This window comes from Rhodococcus sp. MT28, from assembly GCF_058792695.1.
In genome coordinates, this window is the sequence record NZ_JBXAFD010000004.1 from 80,546 (window position 1) to 103,765 (window position 23,220).

General features: G+C 62.6%; 25 protein-coding genes. 10 read left to right on the forward strand and 15 right to left on the reverse strand.

The genetic code is table 11. The features are described 5' to 3' along the window. Positions 1 to 79 precede the first annotated feature (79 nt). Positions 80 to 619, forward strand: coding sequence for an RNA polymerase subunit sigma (locus tag AC1Q6C_RS16690; RefSeq protein ID WP_230359653.1), 540 nt, complete (start codon positions 80 to 82; stop codon positions 617 to 619). Here the strand turns inward: AC1Q6C_RS16690 and AC1Q6C_RS16695 are convergent. From AC1Q6C_RS16695 to AC1Q6C_RS16705, 3 genes are read right to left on the reverse strand one after another with little or no spacing between them, the layout of a single operon-like run. After that, positions 616 to 1,299, reverse strand: a complete 684-nt coding sequence (locus AC1Q6C_RS16695; RefSeq protein ID WP_003942005.1) for a MadR family response regulator transcription factor — start codon at positions 1,297 to 1,299, stop codon at positions 616 to 618. The genes AC1Q6C_RS16690 and AC1Q6C_RS16695 overlap by 4 nt on opposite strands. Beyond that, positions 1,296 to 2,669 carry a MadS family sensor histidine kinase gene (locus tag AC1Q6C_RS16700; RefSeq protein WP_003941844.1) on the reverse strand — a complete coding sequence of 458 codons (1,374 nt, stop codon included), beginning with the start codon at positions 2,667 to 2,669 and terminating at the stop codon, positions 1,296 to 1,298. Before AC1Q6C_RS16700 ends, AC1Q6C_RS16695 begins: the two co-directional genes overlap by 4 nt. Positions 2,670 to 2,712: 43 nt before the next feature. After that, positions 2,713 to 3,918, reverse strand: a complete 1,206-nt coding sequence (locus tag AC1Q6C_RS16705; protein WP_003942060.1) for an iron-containing alcohol dehydrogenase — start codon at positions 3,916 to 3,918, stop codon at positions 2,713 to 2,715. 435 nt (positions 3,919 to 4,353) lie between these two features. On the opposite strand from AC1Q6C_RS16705, the gene AC1Q6C_RS16710 reads away from it, so the two are divergent. Next, complete coding sequence (locus tag AC1Q6C_RS16710; RefSeq protein ID WP_003941922.1) at positions 4,354 to 4,716, forward strand: RNHCP domain-containing protein; 363 nt, start codon at positions 4,354 to 4,356, stop codon at positions 4,714 to 4,716. Positions 4,717 to 4,727: 11 nt separating this feature from the next. Beyond that, entirely contained in the window at positions 4,728 to 5,147 is a 420-nt protein-coding gene (locus AC1Q6C_RS16715) for an RNHCP domain-containing protein (protein WP_054187804.1), read from the forward strand. Here the strand turns inward: AC1Q6C_RS16715 and AC1Q6C_RS16720 are convergent. From AC1Q6C_RS16720 to mdo, 4 genes are all read right to left on the reverse strand, one after another. Next, a complete protein-coding gene (locus AC1Q6C_RS16720; RefSeq protein WP_054187805.1) occupies positions 5,136 to 5,483 on the reverse strand; it encodes a hypothetical protein in 348 nt (115 codons plus the stop codon). The genes AC1Q6C_RS16715 and AC1Q6C_RS16720 overlap by 12 nt on opposite strands. A 56-nt stretch (positions 5,484 to 5,539) precedes the next feature. Next, positions 5,540 to 7,063: a MadC family VWA domain-containing protein gene (madC, locus tag AC1Q6C_RS16725; RefSeq protein WP_054187806.1), complete on the reverse strand. Its 1,524-nt coding sequence runs from the start codon at positions 7,061 to 7,063 to the stop codon at positions 5,540 to 5,542. Then, a complete protein-coding gene (locus AC1Q6C_RS16730; RefSeq protein WP_063314739.1) occupies positions 7,060 to 8,142 on the reverse strand; it encodes a MadB family AAA-type ATPase in 1,083 nt (360 codons plus the stop codon). Before AC1Q6C_RS16730 ends, madC begins: the two co-directional genes overlap by 4 nt. An 86-nt stretch (positions 8,143 to 8,228) precedes the next feature. Further along, entirely contained in the window at positions 8,229 to 9,503 is a 1,275-nt protein-coding gene (gene mdo / locus AC1Q6C_RS16735; protein WP_003942095.1) for an NDMA-dependent methanol dehydrogenase, read from the reverse strand. A 361-nt stretch (positions 9,504 to 9,864) separates the two neighbouring features. On the opposite strand from mdo, the gene AC1Q6C_RS16740 reads away from it, so the two are divergent. Further along, entirely contained in the window at positions 9,865 to 10,920 is a 1,056-nt protein-coding gene (locus AC1Q6C_RS16740; protein ID WP_003941851.1) for a ferredoxin--NADP reductase, read from the forward strand. Here the strand turns inward: AC1Q6C_RS16740 and AC1Q6C_RS16745 are convergent. Together AC1Q6C_RS16745 and AC1Q6C_RS16750 are read right to left on the reverse strand one after the other, a co-directional pair. After that, positions 10,892 to 12,208, reverse strand: coding sequence for a glycosyltransferase 87 family protein (locus AC1Q6C_RS16745; protein ID WP_230359652.1), 1,317 nt, complete (start codon positions 12,206 to 12,208; stop codon positions 10,892 to 10,894). The two genes, AC1Q6C_RS16740 and AC1Q6C_RS16745, sit on opposite strands and share 29 nt — an antisense overlap. A 38-nt stretch (positions 12,209 to 12,246) precedes the next feature. Next, complete coding sequence (locus tag AC1Q6C_RS16750; protein WP_230359651.1) at positions 12,247 to 12,984, reverse strand: DNA alkylation repair protein; 738 nt, start codon at positions 12,982 to 12,984, stop codon at positions 12,247 to 12,249. A 361-nt stretch (positions 12,985 to 13,345) separates the two neighbouring features. Here AC1Q6C_RS16750 and AC1Q6C_RS16755 point away from each other — a divergent pair, with 361 nt between their 5' ends. Continuing rightward, positions 13,346 to 13,714: an SPW repeat domain-containing protein gene (locus AC1Q6C_RS16755; RefSeq protein WP_116057009.1), complete on the forward strand. Its 369-nt coding sequence runs from the start codon at positions 13,346 to 13,348 to the stop codon at positions 13,712 to 13,714. A 71-nt stretch (positions 13,715 to 13,785) separates the two neighbouring features. Here the strand turns inward: AC1Q6C_RS16755 and AC1Q6C_RS16760 are convergent, their stop codons facing one another. Both AC1Q6C_RS16760 and AC1Q6C_RS16765 read right to left on the reverse strand, forming a co-directional pair. Further along, positions 13,786 to 14,550: a glutamate racemase gene (locus AC1Q6C_RS16760; protein ID WP_042921015.1), complete on the reverse strand. Its 765-nt coding sequence runs from the start codon at positions 14,548 to 14,550 to the stop codon at positions 13,786 to 13,788. Positions 14,551 to 14,592: 42 nt separating this feature from the next. After that, positions 14,593 to 15,771, reverse strand: coding sequence for an NAD(P)/FAD-dependent oxidoreductase (locus tag AC1Q6C_RS16765; RefSeq protein WP_080726736.1), 1,179 nt, complete (start codon positions 15,769 to 15,771; stop codon positions 14,593 to 14,595). Positions 15,772 to 15,955: 184 nt separating this feature from the next. Between AC1Q6C_RS16765 and AC1Q6C_RS16770 the strand changes: the two genes are divergently transcribed. Genes AC1Q6C_RS16770 through AC1Q6C_RS16790 form a run of 5 tightly spaced genes read left to right on the forward strand, consistent with a single transcriptional unit; the run spans position 15,956 to position 18,499 of the window. Continuing rightward, the gene (locus AC1Q6C_RS16770; protein WP_003941912.1) at positions 15,956 to 16,423 is read left to right on the forward strand and encodes an Asp23/Gls24 family envelope stress response protein; all 468 of its coding nucleotides are present in this window, start codon (positions 15,956 to 15,958) and stop codon (positions 16,421 to 16,423) included. Beyond that, the gene (locus tag AC1Q6C_RS16775) at positions 16,420 to 16,797 is read left to right on the forward strand and encodes a hypothetical protein (protein ID WP_003941945.1); all 378 of its coding nucleotides are present in this window, start codon (positions 16,420 to 16,422) and stop codon (positions 16,795 to 16,797) included. Before AC1Q6C_RS16770 ends, AC1Q6C_RS16775 begins: the two co-directional genes overlap by 4 nt. Before the next feature lies 1 nt (position 16,798). Continuing rightward, complete coding sequence (locus AC1Q6C_RS16780; RefSeq protein WP_003942043.1) at positions 16,799 to 16,978, forward strand: hypothetical protein; 180 nt, start codon at positions 16,799 to 16,801, stop codon at positions 16,976 to 16,978. Then, positions 16,965 to 17,939, forward strand: coding sequence for an Asp23/Gls24 family envelope stress response protein (locus AC1Q6C_RS16785; RefSeq protein WP_007728390.1), 975 nt, complete (start codon positions 16,965 to 16,967; stop codon positions 17,937 to 17,939). The genes AC1Q6C_RS16780 and AC1Q6C_RS16785 overlap by 14 nt, the downstream gene beginning before the upstream one ends. Next, positions 17,936 to 18,499, forward strand: a complete 564-nt coding sequence (locus AC1Q6C_RS16790) for a hypothetical protein (protein WP_042921019.1) — start codon at positions 17,936 to 17,938, stop codon at positions 18,497 to 18,499. Before AC1Q6C_RS16785 ends, AC1Q6C_RS16790 begins: the two co-directional genes overlap by 4 nt. Before the next feature lie 136 nt (positions 18,500 to 18,635). On the opposite strand, the gene tuf is transcribed toward AC1Q6C_RS16790, so the two are convergent. From tuf to rpsL, 4 genes are all read right to left on the reverse strand, one after another. Beyond that, positions 18,636 to 19,826 (reverse strand): elongation factor Tu, encoded by a 1,191-nt coding sequence (gene tuf / locus AC1Q6C_RS16795; protein ID WP_003941926.1) that lies wholly within the window; start codon positions 19,824 to 19,826, stop codon positions 18,636 to 18,638. 125 nt (positions 19,827 to 19,951) lie between these two features. After that, positions 19,952 to 22,054, reverse strand: a complete 2,103-nt coding sequence (fusA, locus tag AC1Q6C_RS16800; RefSeq protein WP_007728394.1) for an elongation factor G — start codon at positions 22,052 to 22,054, stop codon at positions 19,952 to 19,954. A 200-nt stretch (positions 22,055 to 22,254) separates the two neighbouring features. Continuing rightward, entirely contained in the window at positions 22,255 to 22,725 is a 471-nt protein-coding gene (rpsG, locus tag AC1Q6C_RS16805) for a 30S ribosomal protein S7 (RefSeq protein WP_003941856.1), read from the reverse strand. After that, on the reverse strand, positions 22,725 to 23,099 hold the full coding sequence (gene rpsL / locus AC1Q6C_RS16810) for a 30S ribosomal protein S12 (RefSeq protein ID WP_003941908.1): 375 nt from the start codon (positions 23,097 to 23,099) through the stop codon (positions 22,725 to 22,727). Before rpsL ends, rpsG begins: the two co-directional genes overlap by 1 nt. Positions 23,100 to 23,220 lie beyond the last annotated feature (121 nt).

The following is a 23,220-nucleotide window of genomic DNA, read 5'->3' on the forward strand; positions in this document are numbered from 1 at the left end:
AGGTTTACCCGCAATTTCGGCGGGGTACCTCAATTCTCGTTCCAGCATGGTCAGGTGCGGTGTAATCGAGGAGTTGCTGATGAAGCTGTCGATCAGGGGCGCGAACACTTCACCGACTCCACCCTTCGCGCGTACCGCTTCACCCGAAACCTGTGAACGATCGATTTCCCTGAATCGCACCGCCGCCGAGGCATTCGCCGGTGATCACCATGCACTGTCGAAACTACTGGCCCGGTTGCACCCTCGCGTCGTTCTCTACTATCGCGCCAGACTCCTCGGGACGCCCGTCGCGACATTCGCCGACGATCTCGCCCACCAATGCACCCTGGACGTCGTCACACGAATGTCCGACACGATCTCGGCCGACACACGCATCGAGACCTTCGCGTACGAGTTGGCCTCTCGACGAATTGCGTCAATTCCCCAGTCACGCAACATCGACGGACAATTCAAACGCCCGCGTCGCCTGACCGACGACCAACGTGAGGTTCTGGTACTACGAATCGCAGTGGGTCTGACTGCCGAGATGACCGCGTCGACTCTGCGCACAACTCGTTCGAGCGTGCTCCTCGTACAGCATCAAGCGCTGCGCGCCTGGACGGTCTCCGAGCAGAGCTAGATCAGACCTTGCTTACTCGCGGCGTAGACGGCCTCTGCTCGACGGCTCACCTCGAGTTTGCGCATGATGTTGCTGACGTGAAACTTGACGGTGGTCGGTGAGATGAACAATCTCTCACCGATTTTGATGTTGGACAAGCCGTTTGCGAGGAGTCTGAGCACTTCGAGTTCGCGATCGGTCAATCGTTCTTTCGACGACGACTGCCCGTTGAGCGATCGCACGACAGCTGACGCGCTGCGCGAATCGAACGCACTCTCACCCCGCGAGACCGCCCTGATCGCACGCACCAATTCGGTGGTGTCGACGTCTTTGACGACATAGCCGCGAGCACCCGCGTGCACCGCTCGCACCACCAGTTGATCGTCGAGAAACGTGGTGAGAACCAACAGTCCGAGGCCGGGATGCGCCGAGGACAGCTGGCCACACAGGGTCAGTCCCTCGTAGTCGGAACTGGCGGAGAGTTTGAGATCCATCAGGACGATGTCCGGGCCGACCTTGTCGACCACGGCGAGTGCCTCGGCGAGGGACGAAGCCTCCCCCACGATCTCGAGATCGCTTTCGCGCTCGAGAACCGAGCGGAGCCCTTGCCGCAGAATTGCATGGTCGTCGACCAGGACGATTCGAACCAATCCCTGAACCGGCGATGCTCCGCGGGTGATGACGGGACGCGCAGTGGTCATGATTCCTCGCTCTCGATTTCAGTTGTGGAGCAAAGGTTTTCCATGCCCGAGTCGAACGGCAGTGGTAGTCGCACGAGAATCTGAATCCCACCGATCCGCGCGCGCCGTACTTCGAGCGCACCACCCAACTCGAGTGTTCGCGCCTGCATGTTCGCGAGACCGCGATGGCGGCCGTCGACGTCGTTGGTGGCTGCGAGTTTGAGGATCAGACGCATTCGCGCAGGGTCGCCGTCACCGTCGTCGGAGACCGACAGCAACACGGAGTCCGCCCGATAGGTCAGACGTAGCACCGCCCGATTCGCGTGAGCATGGACCGCTGCATTGAAGAGAGCTTCCCCCGCGATCCGGAGAAGAGCGTGTTCGGCATCGCCCGGAAGTTCGGTCGGGGTACCGCCGACGCGAACGCTCACCGCCAACTCGTCCGGCATGTGAACCACGCCGAGTTGCTCGAGCATCTCGGGCAACGACGTCCGGTCCGCGTCCGACGAATGATTGAGCGCGTAGATCGCCGAACGAAGCTGCTCGACCGCCCTCCTGGTCAAATCCTTTGCCAAGTCCAGTCTTTCACTGCGTTCAGCCTCCGGGATGTCGCTCCGGCAGACCTCGATCTGCATGCCGGCCGACAACACCGCCTGTGTCACACTGTCGTGCAGTTCGCGGGCGATCCGGTGACGTTCGTCGTCGACCACTTGGTGCCGGTGCGCCACTCCGAGTTGACGCTGAGTGGACTCCAATTCGCTGTTGCGCACCGCAAGGTCGGCTGCAGTACGATTGGCCTCCGCATACGCATCTTCGGCACGCTCGAGCAGTAGTTGTCCGCGCTGATAGAGCGCCGAATTCTGCAGAGCCACAGCAGTCTGGCTGGCCAGAATGCTGAGCACGGCTCCGTCCGTCGTGTCGAGGGTTCGGTTGGCCGGCGTCCAGGCTGCAAAGGCACCTACCACGCCGCCACCGAGCACGATCGGCACAAACGCGTAGTGCGCGTCGATCACCGAGTTGGATTCGATTCTTCCGTACCGGATGTCGTCGAGGCATTCGACGACATCCTCCGGAAGTGGCGGTCCCTCCACATTGTCGACCAGAAAAGGGGTGGCGTCCGGGCCGAGAACCAGTCGCCGTGGTCCGGCGTCGGGCAAAGTTCCGTCAGCCAAGGCGAAGACAATCCAGTTGGCACTCAGATGCGCACGGGCAGCTTCCGCGACCGCGCAGACGAGGGTTTCCGGCCCCTCGACGGTGCGCACCAAAGCCCGCGAGATCAACTCCAAGGCATGCACGACGCGTTCGAGGCGCTCGGCCGCACCGCGATACTGCGGGTAGAACGAACTCTTACCCGATCGTAATCCGGTGAGCCGGGACAGGTCCGCGGTCATCGCCTGCACCAATTCACAGCGTCCCTCTTCACAGCGTCCATCTTCACAAGGCACCTCGGAACAACGCCACCATCTGTTCCTGCGTCGCTTCCCTGGGATTGGTGGACATGCAGGCGTCGAGCAACGCGAAGCTGGCGAGCCTACTCAGGTCTTCCTCGCGAACACCCAACTCCCCCAGCCCCTTCGGCACACCGACCTCCCGGGCGAGACGCTCGACCCGGTCGGCCACCGCCAGCGCTGCTTCCTCCGGGGTGCCGCGTTGCTCGGGAAGACTCAGTGCCGCAGCGATGGCGACAAAGGGGGCGGCGTCCGTGGTGGAATTGAACCGGATGACGTGGGGCAAGAGAATTCCGTTGATGACGCCGTGCGGAAGGTCGAGCATGCCGCCCACCTGATGGCTCATGGCGTGCGCGGCTCCGAGTATCGCGTTGGTGAACGCCAACCCGGCCTCGAGGCTCGCCTGCGCCATCACCGATCGAGCTTCCATCTCCATCGGGTCCTGGATCGTGTGCACCAGATTCTCGGTCACGAGGCCGACAGCGCGGAGCGCGTGATGATCGGTCAACGGATTGTGCGCCAGTGAGACGAAGGCTTCGATTCCGTGCGTCAGTGCGTCCAATCCTGTTGCCGCATTGAGCCACTCGGGCATCGTCGTGAGCAACCGCGGATCGATGACCGTCACATCGGGAACCAGCGCCCGGCCGATGATGGTGATCTTGGTGCCGCGGGTCGTGTCCGTGACGATGCAGAACTGCGACACGTCCGCGCCCGTGCCGGACGTGGTGGGAACCATCACCAAAGGCGGGATCGGTTTGGTCGCCTGATCTACCCCCTCGTAGTCGAGTATGTTGCCACCGTTGGCAGCGAGGACGGCTACACCCTTAGCCGCGTCGATGACCGAACCGCCGCCGAGCGCGATGATGACGTCACACTCGCCTTCCTGGTACACCTCGAAACCGGCCGCGATCTCGAAGTCCTTGGGATTGGGCGTCAGCCCTGACCACACCGTCGCCGTCAATCCCTGCTCCGTGAGATGGTCTTCGAGTTCGCTGACCCACCCCGCGTCGATCAGACCGGGATCGGTGACCAGGAATGGCCGGAACCCGCCGAACCTCAGAGTCGCGTGTGCTGCCTCGACCAGGGAACCGATACCGAAGACGATCTCGGGGGCGTGAAATTTGACCAGTCGAGCAGCAGTGCCGCGGCGATGAACACCGTGGTTCACAGCATCCGGGTATGCCACGGACACGACCCCACTCTCCTCTCGCTGCTCTGAGATCTCCGGTCGGGATTTCGTATCCGTCGCTCTCAGCGCATCAACTCCCACGTGCACAAACTGGTGTGATCCACCTTACAATCGCTGGCCCCGAGCCTACGCGGACAGCAGTCGGGGCACACCCACCGAAGGAGAGGCGCTTACCTACCCGTTCGGGCAGGTAAGGCGTCTCGGGAAAATGAATGGCGCGGCGGGAAGGTCCCGCTGTACTTTCGGTTGCGGCCAGAGTGGCCCGTAGAACCGATTCAGAAGGTGTTTATGACCCAGCCCGCGCCGAGCGCGCCTCTCGCCCCTGCACTGCCGGCAACCTCGAGGGTCACATGCTGATCCTCGAAACGTCGGACTGACAGCCGCGAGGCCCCCTCGGCCTGCTCCTACTGCTTTGTTCACTCAGCTAGGAGTTCTCCAGTGCCTCAATCACACAATTCCATCTCGAAAACCGACACCTTCTCGTGCATTCAGTGCGGACTCACAGTCATGACGTACGGCCCCGATGGTGATCGCCGAAACCACTGCCCCAGTTGCCTGCATTCCCGACACCTGTTCGACCAGGTGGAAGGTGGACCGTCGGACTGCGGAATGCGGATGGCTCCCATTTCGATCGCAGTACTGCGCAGTGGCGATTGGATGATCATCCACCGCTGCGCACAGTGCCTCGAGCTCACCTCCAACCCCGTCAGCCGAGACGACAACCAGTTGTTGTTGATGAGAATGGCAGTGCGACCGCTCGCGCAACCGCCCTTCCCGCTCGAAGCCTTCGGCGACTTGTGAGGGGGAATCAGATGCCACGTAGGAATCCCAGCACCCGCGCGCGGCGGGCACCGCAACGGGCCAAGCACGTACTGCACGGAATCGGCGGAGAACAAGGATCGAGCTTCCGTTGTCTCACATGCCGTTTGGACATCTCCACTGCGGCGCCGGGTACCGCTCATCGGAACCACTGCCCGAACTGTCTGGCCAGCCGCCACGTGGACGGTCGCGTTCCGGGCGACCGAGCACAACAGTGCCGAGGTGCCATGGCGGCGCTGTGCCTGTCGGTCCGTCAAGACGGTGAATGGATGCTCGTTCACCAGTGTGTCGAGTGCAATACGTTGAAAGTCAACAGGATTGCCGGCGACGACAACGTCTTGGTCCTGCTGCGCTTGGCGCTACGTCCGTTGGCAGACCCCCGCCTGCGCTCGCGCGCGTTGCTAGCGCTCTGATGATTCGTCCGGTGTACTCGCGCGGTTCTGCGCACGATTACACCGGACGAAGACCACGAACACGATCCCGGCGAGCAAGCCGACCACAGTCGGTCCGAGGACCAGTCCCGAGTACAACCACGGGGCAGGTTCTGCCGGAAAGAGGTCCATGAATATGGGTCCGGTGTATGTCGGTTCGGAAAACGGCTCCCGATAGGATCCTCCGGTGAGAATGTGCGGTGACGCCAACGACTTCCACCACCACTGAAACACGCCGAGCGCCACAACCCCACACACGGCGCCGAGCACTGTCAGCGCCGCGATCGGTCGCCAGATCGATCCCCTGATTTCGGACATGAGATCAAACTAGTTCACGACAGATCGCGCAGTGACATCGGTGAAGTGCACTGACATCAGCGAAGTGCGTGCCCCAGCTCGGCGGCCTTTGCCATCAGTTGCGCGGCATCTCGGGCAACAACAACCTCGTCGCAGATCTCCGAATACTCCGGCATCGCGCACGACGCCTGGTTCCAGTAACGCTGTGGTTCAGGCGTGATCCATGCCAGACGGTGGACCTTTCGGCGGAGTTCCTCGAGCTTGTCCGCCTGCGGGGGCAACCCGTTGCACCGACCGTCGCCCACGATGATGACAGACGTCCGTGAGTTCAAGGTGTTTCCGTGCTCGTCCAACAATTCTGTGAGCACCCGCCCGTAATCGCTGCTGGCTTCCAGATCCAGACCCGGGTGCGCGAGTACCGCGGCCAGTGCGCCGTCACCACTACTGGCGAGAAGGGTGTCGGTCACGTCGACCGGACGATCGACGAAGGCGAGGACTTCACAACGATCTGCTCGGCGATGCATTGCCTGAGCCAAGCGCAGAGTGAACGCGGTGATAGGGCGCACGGACAGCGACACGTCGGCGATGAGAAGTAGTCGAACACGATCGGGGCGAGGAGCTTTCACGACGAGATGGAAGGGTATCCCGTCGGTGCGCAGGCTCGAACGCACCGTGCGCCGCATGTCGAGATGCCCACGAGAGCGCTCACGGGGCCGAGGTCTGGACGGTCCTCTCATCCGCCGAAGCACTTCGTGGCACGCGAGTTCGATGTCGTTGTGCGTTGCGCCCGCGGCAGATTCACTGTCGGGCGCATCGGGAGCGGTTTCGGCGAGTGCAGCTGCCGAGAGTGCTTGCACGAACGCTTCGACCGCCTCGACGAGCCGGTTCAATTGTGCTTGCGTCAACGGCCCGTCGTCGGAGACCTCTGCATACGCTTTGCTCGGGTCGTAGGCATCCAACCAGGCGAGGATCGACGTCGGATCGTCCCAGGACAGCGAGCCGACCACTGCTGCAGCAACACTGGTGCTCAGGTCACCGACCACCGCCGATGCTGCACGGTCCACGTCGACCGTGTAACTGACTCCGCGTCGACCGGTCTCCGAACCGGTATCGACCGACAGTTCGGCATCGCTCGACGTCATCGACACATCGTCGTCGTCCTTGTGCGGGTTGAAGCCCTTCTCCGCTTCCGGAGTGTCGAAGTAGTCGCCGACCTCGGCCGCACGCTCGTTGTACTCGGCGTACCGACCAACTTCTTGATCCTCGTCGATCCCCAGCGCGGTAGGTAGACCGTCCGCCACCTCGGCGCGCGAACCCATCCGCTCGCCGTGCGCTTTGCCTGCGGCCGGCCGGAACAGGGCGTCGAACGCCCGATCGAAACCGGCCTGCTCGTGAGAGTACTTGGCGCACACTGCCCGAAGACATGCTCGCAACGTCTCACGATCCGAAGCGCCGACCATCGCGAGAACACGCCGAACCTCGATGACCTCGGCCGGTGACGCGGAAACTCCGGCCGCCCTCAGCAATCGGCCGAAACTCGCGGACACCACGTCGAGAACAAACGACGGTTGCCACACGGCAAGGCCACCGAGCGTCGTCATCGCGTCGAACGGATTCCGCTGCCGCCGCGGATTCCCTGTTGATGAGGGTCACGTCCACCCGTGCCCCGGAACACGGCCGTCGTCGTGTTGGCGGGTTTGCTTGCCACCGTGGACCGCTCGATCGGCTCGCCGCCGTCACGCGACGGTGATTCGAGACGCTTTCCGTCGAATCGTTCCTTGGCCAGCGTCACATCGGACGAGTACTTGAGCAACGCCGTGAGCAGGATGTCGCGCACCTTGGCGTCGGAAGCGGTGTCGAATCCGCCGGCCGCGAGCACTGTTGCCGCTCTGGCCGCGTCGATGACCTCCGAGATGGACGGGCTCTTGCGCAGCGGGAGATCACGCAAGATGCGAGCCAATTCGACAACCTCGGTGGCCGTAGCCGAATCCACCTCCGGCGCTCGGGCCGTGACGATCTCGCGTTCACGCTCCGATGTCGGATAGCCGAGATGGTAATGCAGACAACGACGCTTGAGTGCGGGTGAGAGCTCGCGGGTGTCGTTGGACGTCAGGATGACCCAGGGCTGCGAGCGGGCAACGAACGTACCGACCTCGGGAATGGTGATCTGCTGTTCGGCGAGAATTTCGAGGAGCAGTGCTTCCATCGATTCCTCGGTGCGGTCTACCTCGTCGACCAGAAGCACTACCGGATCGGGTGAGAGGATTGCTTCGAGCAGCGGTCGTACGGACAGGAAGTTCTCGGAGTACAAACCGAAATCCTGATCGGCCAGAAACTTGGACGCTTCGGCGACGCTGTCGAATTCGGAAACCTGATCGCTGATCCGGTCGCGGAGCATCTGCACGTGCAGGAGTTGCTTCGCGTAGTCCCATTCGTACAGGGCGCGATTGTCGTCCAGCCCTTCGTAGCACTGCAATCGCACCAGTTTGCGGCCCCCGATCGCAGCCAGAGACTTCGCCAGTTCCGTCTTGCCGACACCGGCCGGACCTTCGAGCAGGAGCGGACGCCCCAACGCCGTCGCCAGATGAACGACTACCGCGAACTCGTCATCGGCAATGTAGTCCTGCTCTCGCAGAGCATCTTTCACTTCGATTCCGCTGGAGAAACTGCGACCGGACATGGAATACCTTTCGATAGGGGCACAGCCCATGTGCGCCTTTTTGGTAGTGCGGGCTACCAAAAAGGCGCACGGGGCCGAAGGCCCTGCTAGAAGTACGACTTGTTGATCGCGTGATCGACAACCGGGATCATCGACTCCACGGTCACCTCACGGGGATTGCCCGGGGTGCACCAGTCGTCCTGAATGTGCTCGGAGATGGCGCGCACAGTCTTCTCGTCACCCTTGATGACATCACCACGGCCCTCGTACTTCTTGGTGTTCATCTGGTTCTTCGCGTACGAGTCGGTGCGAACTTGACCGAAGTTGTCGGGGATACCGACGTCCTTGGCCAGACGGATGGCAGCCTCGACGGCAGCATCTGCGGCCTGAACCGTGGTGAGGTTGCGAGTGTCGACACCGAGTGCGCCGGCCAACTGGGCGTAGCGCTCGTAGCGCGAAGGCAGGTTGTACTCCCACACACGCGGCAACGCGATGGCGTTGTTCAGACCGTGGTGGCTGTCGAAGAAGGCACTGACCGCGTGCGAGATCGAGTGAACGATGCCGAGGCCACCGGAGTTGAAGGCCTGCCCGGCAATGTACTGCGCGTTCATCATTCCCTCGCGGGCCTTGAGGTTGCGAGGCTCGAAGACGGCCTCGCGCAGGTTCTTCGCGACCAACTCGACCGAGTAGATCGCGTTACCGAGCGAAGGCGCGAAATCGAGACGAGACACGAAAGGCTCACTGCCGTGCGCGAGTACGTCGAAGCCGCAGTACGCGGTGAAATGCTGAGGGCAGGTGTAGTAGAGCAGCGGATCGTCAATCGCCAGGGTGACGATGGTCGCCTCGTCGAAGCCCACCCACTTGTGCGGGTTGTTCATGTCCGACGTGTCGGTGATGACGTACGCCCACGACGTCTCGGAACCCGTTCCGGCCGTGGTGGATACGGCGATATGGGGCGGGTTCTCCTTGTTGGTGGACTTGGCGAAGCCCTCGAACTCGTTGATGTTGCGACCGTCGTGTGCGATCACGACGCGAGCGCCCTTGGCGGCGTCGTGGCTCGAACCACCGCCGATCGAGATGATCGAGTCGCACTTCTCCTTCTGGTAGAGAGCCGCGGCCTCCATGACGTTGTAGTCCTTGGGATTCGACTCGACCTTGTCGTAGAGCACGACCTCGACACCCTGGTACTCGATCTTGCCGACGAGTTCCTCGATGATGCCCGAACCGCGCAGACCGGTCGTCATCAGAAGGGTGCGCTTGAAGCCGAGGTTCTTGGCCTCCACCCCGATGATGTCGTGAGCGCCCACACCCATCAGGGCGCGAGGGAAGGGGTGGAACTCCTTGATGGGAAAGTCCCAGATCTGGTTGAGCTCGATAGCCATCGGTATCTCCTCAGGGATGTGCACGAATGTGACTGCGGGAGGGATTCGAGCCGAATCTTTGTGACCGGCGTCTCACCTGGTTCCCACTGTGTACCGACAAACAGCCCGTGCACAGACTTCGGCAGCTCAACCGCCCGGACGCCGCTCACGAACCGCCCGTTCGGGCAGGTCGACGCCACCCCGGACTGCCAGGACGGCTGGATCAGACCGCCGTGGTTCCCGCTGATCGGGAACGTGTTGCTCGGCGACTACGATCCCCAGTAGCTTTTCATCACTGCTAACATTGAACTAGAACACGTTCTAGATGTTGCACTTCACTGACCTGCGCTTTACCCAGCTTCACGAGAGGACTAGCTTCGCGATGACGACAGTCGAGGTACCGCACAGCTCGCGATCGGCGGTACTCACCGTGTCCGGAGTCATCGAAGAGACTTCCGACGCCCGGTCGCTGGTGTTCGAGATTCCCGCAGAACTGAAGGACAAGTTCGACTACAAGCCAGGTCAATTCCTGACCCTGCGCATCCCGAGTGATCAGACCGGCTCGGTCGCACGCTGCTACTCGCTGGCCAGTTCACCCTTCACCGACGACGCCCCCAAGGTGACCGTCAAGCGAACCGTCGACGGCTACGGCTCCAACTGGTTGTGCGACAAACTCCAGGTCGGCGACACCATCGAAGTGCTGCCGCCGTCAGGTGTCTTCACGCCCAAGTCGCTCGATCACGACTTCCTGCTCTTCGGTGCAGGCAGCGGTATCACTCCGGTGATCTCGATCCTCAAGTCCGCCCTCACGCAGGGCAGCGGCAACGTCGTGCTGATCTACGCGAATCGCGACGAGAAGTCCGTCATCTTCGGCGCCGAACTTCGCGAATTGGCAGCGCAACACCCCGGCCGCCTCACCGTTGTCCACTGGATCGAAACCGTGCAGGGACTCCCCGCCGTCTCACAGTTGGCGACACTGGCCAAGCCATTTGTCGCGTACGAGGCCTTCATGTGCGGTCCAGGACCCTTCATGGACGCCGTCCACAAGGCACTGGCAGAGGCCGGCATGCCCCGCACGCAGGTTCACGCCGAGGTCTTCAATTCACTCGCGGGCGACCCGTTCCGTGACGTCGAGGTAGCCGAGGTCTCCGACGAGGAAGCAGCCGACGCCGCAACCGTCGAGGTCGAACTGGACGGTGAAACCCACACCCTCGTCTGGCCGCGCAAGCAGACGCTCGTCGACATCATGCTCGCCAAGGGCCTCGACGTGCCGTACTCCTGCCAGGAAGGCGAGTGCGGGTCGTGTGCCTGCACCGTCACCGAAGGCGAAGTTCAGATGGACAACTCCGAAATCCTCGACGCCGAGGACGTGGCGAACGGCTACATCCTCGGTTGCCAGGCGAAGCCGATCACCGATCACCTGAAGATCGAGTTCTGAACCCTGCTTCGATGCATGACGGCCCCTGATTCCCTGCGGAATCGGGGGCTTCGTCATGTTCGGAGTCTCCCGAGTCATCTTCCGAGTCCCGCCGCGAAACCCACGCAGGCGCCGTTGTGGGCAACCTCCACAGCGCAAGAATCAGTGCGAGGGTCACGATCAGGAAACCCTCACGAAGGAGCAACCCGAACGGCAGCAGGAGCGGTGACGTCTCGATGAACTGCTGTCCCATACTCGGCCCGCAGTAGACGATGGCCAACCCCAGAGCGGCCGCACCGAACTGCAGCGGCGATCGAAGCCGAAAGAGAACCGTGACGGCAGCAGGCACGAGATACACCCAGTGGTGAATCCAGCTGATCGGCGAAAGAATCGGCGCGCTCAATCCGATCACCAACGCCGCATCGACCGCTCGCCCGACGCGATAGACATCTCGGGCGATCCATAGCGCTACCCCCGCGCACAGCACGGTCGACGGCATCGCCAGAGACGCTGTCCATGGGCCCAGCGCGGCAAGTCCGCCCTGCAGCGAACTGTTGCCGGCACTCGCGATCGCCTGCCCGCTCAAATCCACCCGGTCGCTGAGGTTCCAGACGACGTCCGACCAGAAGGTCCAGCTGACGGCCGGGTCCACCACTGCTGCGACGGCGGTCGCCGCGGCAAATCCGATCGAACTCCAGATCGCGAGTCGCCACTGCTTCGTGACGACGAAGTAGACGATGAAGAGAGCCGGAGTCAGCTTGATCGCGGCCGCGACGCCGATCAGCAGTCCTCGCGGAAACCACCGGCCGAATCTCGAATCCTCTCGGCGAGTCACGTCGAGCAGTACGAGCACCATCAGCACCAAGTTCACCTGGCCGAATGAGATGTGCGCACTGACGATGGGAGTCACCGACACGGCCAGGACCAATGCCGCCATGACGAGCGGCCGCCTGGGGACGCGAGCGGGAGTGAACCTCGCAACCGTCCACACCAACGCCGCGATGCACAATCCCGACCACAGCAGATAGGCAGTCCACCAGTCGAAGAGGACAGTCGGCCAGAGGAAGATCACCGCGAATGGGGTGTAGGTGAACGGCATGCCCTCGTCGACGATCAACGGGCCGGACAGATTGCCCTCGTAGATGTTCGATCCCGCTGCGAACGCCTGGGCAGCGTAGCGGTAGACGAGAAAATCAACGGGTTCGACGGCTCGAACGGAGTACACGAGATAACACAGAGCTGCGACGCCGGCAGCGATCAGTGAACCGATCGTCACAATTCGAGACGCCTCGACACGGGTGGCGGGCATACTGAGAATCGTCCCACAACCTACCGAGCGGTACTTCGCTAGCGGGCCGCCCGGAAGTGCGCTCGCTCGTCTGCGGTCAGGTGTTCGCACGCGTAGCTCAGTGCCGTGCGTCCCATGTCTGCTGCATTCTTCCCGAGGAAACCGGTCAACAAATCCCGGTCCACCCGCTTGCCCACCTCGCGGAGCATCCAGCCCATCGCTTTCTGGGTCAAGTCTCGTCGATCACCCAGCACCTGCGCGGCAAGCTCGAGCGTGGTCGACCCGTCGCCGCGAGTGATGAATCCGTACGTCGTCAGCAGCGCCACCCGTCGTCGCCACAGGTCACCCGAATCGGAAAGCTCGAAGATCAGCCGGCGATCTCGGTCGTACAGCCAGCCGCCGAGGATCTGTCCGGCGGACGAATCCACGAGATCCCAATTGTTCACCCGCCCGTCCTCGACAGCGCTGAGATAGAAGTCGGCGATGCGGGAGCGACTCTCGTCGTCGAAAAATTTTGGGCGACTGACCTTTTCGAATCGAGCAACAAGGATCAACAGACCGGCCAAGCGATGCTCGTGGACGTCGCTGTCGAGAAGGAGGCGTACCTGAGGCAACTCGAGACCGACATGCTTCTTCACCACCGAACGCGTCTTCGGTACTCGCACGCCGATGAAGACGTCACCCTCGCCGTACTCCCCCGGCGCTGTCTTGAAGAACTTCTGTAGCTGGACGGCATCCGCGGGATCCGCGAGGTCGGCCAACTGTTCGATCACGTCCTGGGCACTCGATTGCGTCACCCCAGAACCTTCTCACGGGTCGTCTGTGCGGACTCTTCGATTCTCTCAGCGTCCTCACACCGTGTGCCCTGCTCGGCCACAGGTCGGCAGACGACACTCGAGGACAGTCAGTGAAAGGACCACCCATGATCACCGCCGCTATCGCATTCACCACTCTCACCCTCATGGCACTCTCGGGACATATCGCGGCCAGCGCTCCGCGCGGGCTCGTGGCAATCCGGACGAATAGTCACAAATCTTGATATTCGAGCCGCCACATCGCCTCTAACTGCAACGCGAATGCAATTGGCGGAGAGTTGATCTCGATCTGCCGCGGGCGTGTACTACAGGTGGACACACTCTCGTCTTTGGAGGTCTCGTCATGAAGTCGTGGAATCGAATGCAAGATGCCGTCGCGGTGGTTCTCGGCGTCTTTGCGGCTCTCTCGCCGATGTGGCTCGACACCACCGATCGGGCAATGTGGTCACTCGTCGTCCTGGGTGTCCTGGTTGCACTGTCGGGTCTGGCGCACATGGCACGTCCGGACATGGCCATGGCGGATTACGCGATGGGCGTTTTCGGCGTCTTGATGTTCATTTCACCCTGGGTCATGAGCTTCGACTCTCTACGCGGTGCGTCGTGGACGGCCTGGGTGGTCGGGGTCCTGACCGTTGTGGTCGCGGTGAGTGCGATGCCGGTGATGAGTGCGCGGATGCATCACGGGGGTCACGGCGGCGTAGCCGCCCATTGACGGAGCGGCGTAGCCGCCCATTGACAGAGCGGAGTAGCTGCCCGTTGATGAATGGCTGAATACAGGTTGGATCAGGCTTTGATCGCGCCCAACAACCGCCCGGCGTCGAAGGCTTCGGCGCTGGGCGGTAGCGCGCCCGGACGTCCACTCACGAAAACCTCGACGGTTCCCGATCCTTCACCCGCGTCACCGAGCCCGTCGATCCGCCGCAGGGTCTGTCGTGCAACGGCTTCGGCACTGTCGAAGAGTGTGACACCGGCGGGTAGCCGCGCTGCGATTTCGTCCGCGAGCAGTGGGTAGTGCGTGCAGCCGAGGACAACGCCGTTGACGTCGTCCGGCGTCCGGGCCACTGCGGATTCGATGGCTGCAAGTGCGGCTGCACGATCACCGAGGTCTATCGAATCGGCCAGGCCGTGGCACGGCACCCCGACGACTTTGGCGCCGTTGCCGAACTGTTCGATCAGATCGGCTTGGTACCGGCTGGCAGTCGTCGCGGCGGTAGCCCAGATCGCCACTGAATCGCACGCGGCGGCCGCGGGCTTGATCGCGGGCACCGTTCCGATGACCGGCACACCCGGTCCGACCAGTTCACGGACGTGTGGGAGAGCGGTGACGCTCGCGGTATTGCATGGAAGAACGATGACCTGAGCCCCACGATCGAGGCTCCGGCGCACCGCACCGAGTACCCGGTCGACGACCCACTCCTCGGGCTTGGGCCCCCAGGGGGCGCCGTCCGGATCGAGGGACAGCACAAGATCGAGATCCGGGCGCAGGCGTCTGAGCCACGCAGAGGTAGGGAGCAGGCCCAGTCCCGAGTCGATGAGTGCAACGATCACCGCACAAATCTATCGTCTCGGAACCGGTCCTGCCTCATCCGTTCAGGCCGGTGTGGACTCCAACACGTCCGAGATGGGCGTGCCGGCTGCGATCTTCGCGCGCATCTTCATCACAGCTCCCGCGCTACCGCCGCCGACGACAGCTGCCAGCACACCGTCGCGCTCGTAGTAGGCGACGAACTTTCGGCCGTCGTCCTTCACGATGTGAACGGTGTCCGTGGGTGCGACGGTCCCCAATGCCTGGATCTTGACGTCGTACTGATCGCTCCAGAAGTACGGAACCTGCGCCGGCGCGTCCGGATCACCCGTTCCGGTGATCGCTCCCGCCAGGATCTTGGCCTGGTCCCCAGCATTGGTCCAGTGTTCGACACGCTTGCGTCGATCTCCGATCTGCCAGGACGCGACGTCGCCGACCGCCCAGACGTGTTCGGTGCTGGTGCGGCCGACGCCGTCGCAGAGCACTCCGTTGTCGAGTTCGATCCCCGAACCGTCGAGCCATCCCGTGACCGGCACCGAACCGACTCCGATCGCGACCACGTCGACCGGGATTTCCGAACCGTCGCTCAAGGTCGCAGCGGCAACCGCTCCGTCGCCGGACAGCGAGGTCAAGCCCGTACCAACTCGGACGTCGATGCCCTCGTTCCGATGCAGACGTTCGACGAGGGCGCCGACGGTGGGGCCGAGCACCGACGCCAGCGGCGTCGGCTGTGGTTCGAGCAACACGACGTCGACGCCGTGAGACTTCATGCTCGCGGCCAGTTCGCAGCCGATGAAGCCGGCCCCGACGATCAGCGCACGCTTACCGGGAGCAAGGTCGGCGCGGAGGGCCAACGCTTCCTCGATGGAGCGCAGAACGTGCACTCCGGACAACTCCGGAAGGCCGGCGATGCGACGCGGAGTCAGTCCGGTCGCGATGACCAACTCGTGGTAGTCCAGGGTGGATCCGTCGGCGAACGCCACCGACTTGGCGACCGTGTCCACCGAGGTTGCCGGCGAACCGAGCTTGAGATCGACCTTGTTCTCGACGTAGAACTCGGCCGGACGCAAGGTCGTCTCGTCCTTGTCGCCGCGGATCACTTCCTTCGACAACGGAGGCCTGTCGTAGGGCAGATGCGTTTCCCCACCCGCGAGCGTCAATTCACCTTCGAAACCAGCTCGTCGCAGTTCCTCGACGGTCCGCAGTCCCGACAAACCCGCACCCACGATCACTATCCGTGCCACCACGTACCACCCTGTCCGACCCACGTCACTTGCAGCGCTCACTATGAACGCCGTCACTATTTACCTCCGACTCTGCCATACCAAATGCCGGAGTAGGTGTGGTGCATCCCGCATGGTCACCTACCAGTCACTACAGTTGGAGGTACTTCAGACGCACGCACTGACACATGAGCAGGGAGCCCCCATGACCAGCGATTCCAGTGAAAAGAACAGCGTCCGATTCGGCGCCGACGGTGGCGCGGAACTAGTCAGCACCCAGGGTAAGACGATCATCGCCGACGCCGTGGTCGCCAAGATCGCCGGTATCGCGACCCGCGAGATCAACGGCGTGTACGACGTCGGCGGGGGCACAGCGCGTGCGGTGGGGGCACTTCGCGACCGCATACCGGGCGCCCGCGTCAACCATGCCCAGGGCGTGGCGGTGGAGGTAGGCGAGAAACAAGCCGCCATCGACATCGGCATTGTCGCCGAGTACGGCGTCGCACTCCACGAACTGGCGGTAGGTATCCGCCGCAACGTCATTGCCGCAGTGGAAAGCATGACGGGTCTCGAGGTCACCGAGGTCAACATCACCGTCTTCGACGTCATGCTCTTCGAGGATGCAGAGAGCGGCGGCAGTACCGATCCGGAAGCCAAGCCGAGGGTTCAGTGAGTACCGCCGACGCCGGCCGCGAGATCGACGCGGCCGAGGTAGTCGCCGACGCGGTTCTTGCCATCCCGGAAGTGGCAGATCTGCACGGAGGACAGTTCGGCGAAGTGGGAACCTACCTCCCCGGACGCCGCATCACCGGCGTCGTCGTCGACGAAAACTCCTGTGCTGTACACATTTCCGTTCACTATCCGGCAGACGTTCGCAGCGTCGCCGAACGCGTACGAGCGGTGGTGGCGAGATTGGTCGACGTACCGGTGAACGTGACCGTCGGCGACCTGTCGACAGCGGGATATCTACCCGTTGATTCCGAAAATGCAGTCACCGAGCCTGCCACCGTCACAGACATTGCACCGAACATTCGAGAAGGGAACTGACATGAACAGCACCACCGTCGGACTGCTGGTCGGTCTGCTCCTCGCACTCGCCGGAATCATGGGTGGGTTCAGCGGTTTCGTCTTCGCAGTCCTGCTCGGCGCCGCCGGTATGGCGATCGGAGCACACCGCGACGGACATCTCGACCTCGGCGCGATCCTCCGAAGCCGTGGCCGTGGCTGAGCCGTCCGATCCCAGCGCAGCGGACGATCCTGGCCTACGCGGCTCCTTGGTCATCAAGGACCGTGCGATGGCCAAGATCGCCACGGCCGCAGCGGTGAACGTCCCGGGGGTGGTCCGCCAGTCCGGTGGCTTGACTCGCCTGACAGGACGCGACCTTCCGCGAGCCGACATCTCGATGGGTAGCGACGCCGTCGCCATCAATCTCTTCCTCGCCGTGTCCTGGCCGTGTTCGGTCACCGAGTTGACCGGCCGGGTGCGAACGGAAGTCGGACGCAGCGTCGAATCGCTGACCGGGCTTCCACTCCACGACATGAACGTGATGATCGCGGCAACCGAGGGTTCTGACGACTCCTGTGTTTCCGGCGTCGAGATCGCGGAGGGCCCGGCACAGCAGGCACTCTCGGATCCGATTCCGCCGCGGGTCCCCTCTGCGAACCCGGCGGCCGCGGTTTCGGCCGTCGTCATCGCGTGTGGTCTACTCGCACTCGCCTTCGTCGTCTCGCGCGAATGGTTCATCAACCGTGGAACTTTCGAATCGGCACCCTGGATCCGAAACTCCGTGGAGTGGACGTCTCGTCTGCACTGGCAACCGTGGCTACTTCCGGTGGCAATCGCTGCCGTTGTCGCGGGTGTTGTCCTGATAATGTCGGCGATCAAACGCCGTGCGAAAACCCATGTCCCACTCGGGAACCCGAGCGCATCGACGGTGTGGATGCGGCCGACTGACATTGCACGTCTGTGCAGTAGCCACGCAGCGGTCGTTCCCGGCGTCGGCTCGGCTCACACCAGCGTCGACCGTAAACACGTCAAGGTCCACATCGAATCGACCGGTGGCGATCGAGCTGAACTTGCCGCAGCCGTCGACGCGGCGGTTCGGCCTCATCTCGCGATACTGCAGCGGCCACTGCAACTTTCGGTTGTCGTGCGAGAAACTGTAGTACGACGAAAGGACGCCTCGTGAACCGTTGGATCTCCGTGGTCGATCGGATCATCGTCCTCATCGTCGGAATCGCGTTGCTTGCAGCGGGCGCATACGCCATCGCGTGGGACGCGGGCGCGTCGCTGATTCGAACCTGGGTGTCACGCCTCGATCGGGAGGTCCTCTTCGGCCTTCCGGAGGAGCCGTGGTGGCACTGGGTACTGTCGGGCACCTTCGTCCTCTGTGTCTTCGCCGGTTTCGGGCTGTTGTACCTGAACCTTCGCCGGCGCCGCACAAGCGCAGTCACATTGCGGCACAACGAATCCGGTACCGACGTCAGCGTGGATCTCGGACCCGTCGCAGACGGCGTAGCGGCCGAACTCGCTCAGCTGACCGGCGTGCGGAGCACCAAGAGCAAAGCGACGGTCGATCGCGGACTGCCGACGCTGTCGATTGTCGTCACTGCAGATCCGTCGATCGACGTCGCCGGATTCACCGCTTCGGCCGAACGCATCGCCGGCGCAACCAGGCGCAGCCTCGACGGCTCAACCGTCGCAGTACAGGTTCTGCTGCACCTCGACAGGGTGGAAGCCAACAAGTAAGTAAGAAGCACGCAGGCACCCGATCACCGAACACTCGATCACAGGCCACTCGATCACAGACACAGAAAAGGCGCTCACTCCCCGAAGGGAATGAGCGCCTTTTCAGTGCTGTGAATCAGCTAGCGAGACAAGAGTCTCACTTGATGATCTTGGCAACCTTGCCGGCGCCGACCGTACGGCCGCCTTCGCGAATTGCGAAGCGCAGGCCCTCGTCCATGGCGACAGGCTGGATCAGCTTGACGGACATCTCGGTGTTGTCACCGGGCATGACCATCTCGGTGCCCTCAGGCAGCGTCACGACGCCCGTAACGTCCGTGGTACGGAAGTAGAACTGCGGGCGGTAGTTGTTGAAGAACGGGGTGTGGCGGCCGCCCTCGTCCTTCGACAGGATGTATGCCTGGCCCTCGAACTCCGTGTGGGGAGTCGTGGTGCCCGGCTTGACGACAACCTGTCCACGCTCGACATCTTCGCGCTTGATGCCACGAACGAGCAGTCCGACGTTGTCGCCGGCCTGGCCCGAGTCGAGCAGCTTGCGGAACATCTCGATACCCGTGACCGTGGTCTTGGTCGAGGTTTCCTTGATGCCGACGATCTCGACCTCTTCGTTGACGTTGACAACGCCACGCTCGATACGACCGGTGACAACGGTGCCACGGCCGGTGATCGTGAAGACGTCCTCGACGGGCATGAGGAAGGGCTTCTCGGTCTCACGAATCGGGTCCGGGATGGACTCGTCGACAGCAGCCATCAGGTCGAGAATGGACTGCGTCCACTTCGGGTCACCCTCGAGTGCCTTGAGTGCCGAGATCGGAATGACGGGGGCTTCCTCGTCGAATTCCTGAGCGGCCAGCAGTTCGCGGACCTCCATCTCGACGAGCTCGAGGATCTCGTCGTCGTCAACCATGTCGGCCTTGTTCAGGGCGACGAGGATGTAAGGAACGCCAACCTGGCGAGCGAGCAGGACATGCTCGCGCGTCTGGGGCATCGGGCCGTCGGTAGCTGCGACGACGAGAATAGCGCCGTCCATCTGAGCTGCGCCGGTGATCATGTTCTTGATGTAGTCGGCGTGACCCGGTGCATCGACGTGCGCGTAGTGGCGCTTTTCCGTCTGGTACTCAACATGCGAGATGTTGATCGTGATGCCACGAGCCTTTTCCTCGGGAGCCTTGTCGATCTGATCGAAGGCCGAAGCCTCGTTCAGGTCGGGGAATGCATCCGCGAGAACCTTGGTGATGGCCGCCGTCGTCGTGGTCTTGCCGTGGTCGACGTGACCAATGGTGCCGATGTTCACGTGCGGCTTCGTCCGCTCGAACTTCGCCTTCGCCACTTTGTGTCCTCCTGGACTGTTGTTGCTTGCCGTATGCAGCAGTGCGGTTGGTTGTTACTAGGTCGTGCTTCGTGCCGGAAGAAACCGAGGTTACTTGCCGGCGCGGGCTGGGGAGCTCGCTGTGCTTACTCGCCCGTCGCCTTGGCGATGATTTCCTTCGAGACGTTCGCGGGAACCTCTGCGTAGGAATCGAACACCATGGAGAAGTTCGCTCGGCCCTGGGTCTTCGACCGCAGGTCACCGATGTAACCGAACATCTCCGAGAGCGGAACCAGCGCCTTCACGACACGGGCACCACTGCGTTCCTCCATGGCCTGGATCTGGCCACGGCGGGAGTTGAGGTCGCCGATCACGTCGCCCATGTACTCCTCGGGCGTTGTGACCTCGACAGCCATGAGCGGCTCGAGAATGACGGGGCCGGCCTTGCGGGCGGCTTCCTTCAGTGCCTGCGAACCGGCAACCTTGAACGCCATTTCCGAGGAGTCGACGTCGTGGTAAGCACCATCGAGCAGCGACAGCTTCAGGTTCACGAGCGGGTAGCCGGCGAGAACACCGTACTGCATCGCGTCCTGCGCACCGGCATCCACGGAGGGGATGTACTCGCGCGGGATACGTCCGCCGGAGACCTTGTTCTCGAACTCGTAGGTAGCACCGTCTTCGCCCACGAAAGGCTCCAGAGCGATGATGACCTTTGCGAACTGGCCCGAGCCACCCGTCTGCTTCTTGTGGGTGTAGTCGTGCTTCTCGACCTTCTTGGTGATGGTCTCGCGGTACGCAACCTGCGGCTTACCGACGTTCGCCTCGACCTTGAACTCGCGACGCATGCGGTCGACGAGGATGTCGAGGTGGAGCTCGCCCATACCGCCGATGACGGTCTGACCGGTCTCTTCGTCGAGCTCGACCGAGAAGGTCGGGTCCTCTTCGGCGAGCTTCTGGATCGCGACGCCCAGCTTTTCCTGGTCGGACTTGGTCTTGGGCTCGATGGAGACCTGGATGACCGGCGCGGGGAACGACATCGACTCGAGGACGATGGGGCTCGCCTGATCGCACAAGGTGTCACCGGTGGTGGTGTCCTTGAGGCCGATCATTGCGTAGATGTGGCCGGCTACGGCCTCGTCTACCGGGTTCTCCTTGTTGGCGTGCATCTGGAAGAGCTTTCCGATGCGCTCCTTCTTGCCCTTGGTTGCGTTGAGCACCTGAGCACCCGGATCGATACGACCCGAGTACACGCGGACGAAGGTCAGCTTGCCGAAGAACGGGTGAGCAGCGATCTTGAAGGCGAGAGCCGAGAACGGCTCGTCCTTGCTCGGCTTGCGAGTGATCTCTACTTCTTCGTCACCGAGCTTGTGGCCGATGACCTCGCCGATGTCCAGCGGGTTCGGAAGGTAGTCGATGACAGCGTCGAGCATGGGCTGAACGCCCTTGTTCTTGAACGCGGAGCCACAGAGAACCGGGTACAGCTCGGAGGCGACCGTCATCTTGCGGATGGCGCCCTTGATCTCCTCGATGGTGAGCTCTTCGCCGCCGAAGTACTTCTCCATGAGAGCTTCGTCGGACTCTGCAACCGTCTCGAGCAGCTTCTCGCGGTACTCGGCAGCCTTCTCGACGAGATCCGCGGGGATCTCCTCGATGGTCGGAGCGGTTCCCGTCGGGACCACGCCGCGCCAGGTGATGGCCTTCATCTCGACCAGGTCGACGACGCCGTCGAAGTCGTCCTCAGCGCCGATGGGCAGCTGGAGAACGAGCGGCTTCGCGCCCAAGCGGTCGATGATGGTCTGGACTGTGAAGTAGAAGTCCGCGCCCATCTTGTCCATCTTGTTGACGAAGCAGATGCGCGGAACGTCGTACTTGGCAGCCTGACGCCAAACCTGCTCGGACTGCGGCTCGACACCCTCTTTACCGTCGAAGACAGCAACTGCGCCGTCGAGCACGCGCAGCGACCGCTCCACCTCGACCGTGAAGTCGACGTGGCCGGGGGTGTCGATGATGTTGATCTGGTTGTTGTTCCAGAAGCAAGTCACGGCGGCAGACGTGATCGTGATGCCGCGTTCCTTCTCCTGCTCCATCCAGTCCGTCGTCGACGCACCGTCGTGCGTCTCACCGATCTTGTAATTGACACCGGTGTAGAACAGGATGCGCTCGGTGGTGGTGGTCTTGCCGGCATCGATGTGCGCCATGATGCCGATGTTGCGGACCTTGTTCAGGTCAGTCAGCACTTCCTGTGCCACAGGTTTCTTCCCCGCTCGTTGCTTGGTTTTCGGGTGTCGGCCTTATCGGTGTGTTCCACCGTCAGGGCCATGGTCTTTCAATTATGTCTCTGCCGAGGCGAACCTGGCCACCTGCGTCCGGAATCGGTCGCGATGATCAGGCCGCCAACGGCGACAAGCGTCGGAGCCCCACCCGATGGCAGTTGCTCCGACGCTTTACATCACCAGCGGTAGTGGGCGAATGCCTTGTTGGCTTCGGCCATCTTGTGAGTGTCTTCGCGACGCTTCACAGCTGCACCGAGGCCATTGCTGGCATCGAGGAGCTCGTTGGCGAGACGCTCGACCATGGTCTTCTCACGACGTGCACGCGAGAAGGTGACCAGCCAGCGCAGTGCCAGCGTGGTGGAACGACCGGGGCGAACCTCGACCGGCACCTGGTAGGTAGCGCCACCGACGCGGCGGCTACGAACCTCGAGTGCAGGCTTGACGTTGTCCAGGGCGCGCTTGAGGGTGACGACCGGATCGGTGCCGGTCTTCTCGCGTGCCTGCTCGAGAGCCTGGTACACGATTCGCTCTGCGGTGGACTTCTTGCCGTCCAGCAGGATCTTGTTGACGAGCTGCGTCACCAACGGGGAACCGTAAACCGGGTCGTTGATGAGCGGGCGCTTCGGAGCGGGGCCCTTACGTGGCATTAGCTCTTCTCCTTCTTGGCGCCGTAGCGGCTGCGTGCCTGCTTGCGACCCTTGACACCCTGGGTGTCGAGGGAGCCGCGGATGATCTTGTAACGGACACCCGGGAGGTCCTTCACACGACCGCCACGGACGAGCACCATGGAGTGCTCCTGAAGGTTGTGACCTTCACCGGGGATGTACGCGGTGACCTCGACCGAAGTCGTGAGGCGAACACGTGCGACCTTACGGAGCGCGGAGTTCGGCTTCTTGGGGGTGGTGGTGTACACGCGAGTGCACACGCCACGACGCTGCGGGCTGCCCTTGAGGGCTGCCGTCTTGACCTTGGCGGTCTTGTCGCGGCGACCCTTGCGGACCAGCTGGTTGATGGTTGGCATTTACCGGCTTTCTTGTGACGAACAGACTGCTCGAGCGAACTCGGGCCGTTCGAAAACGTGGCTGTTCTGAAATTAGGGATCTAGCAGTTGGAGCAAGAGAGCTGCTGCTCCTCACCCACCT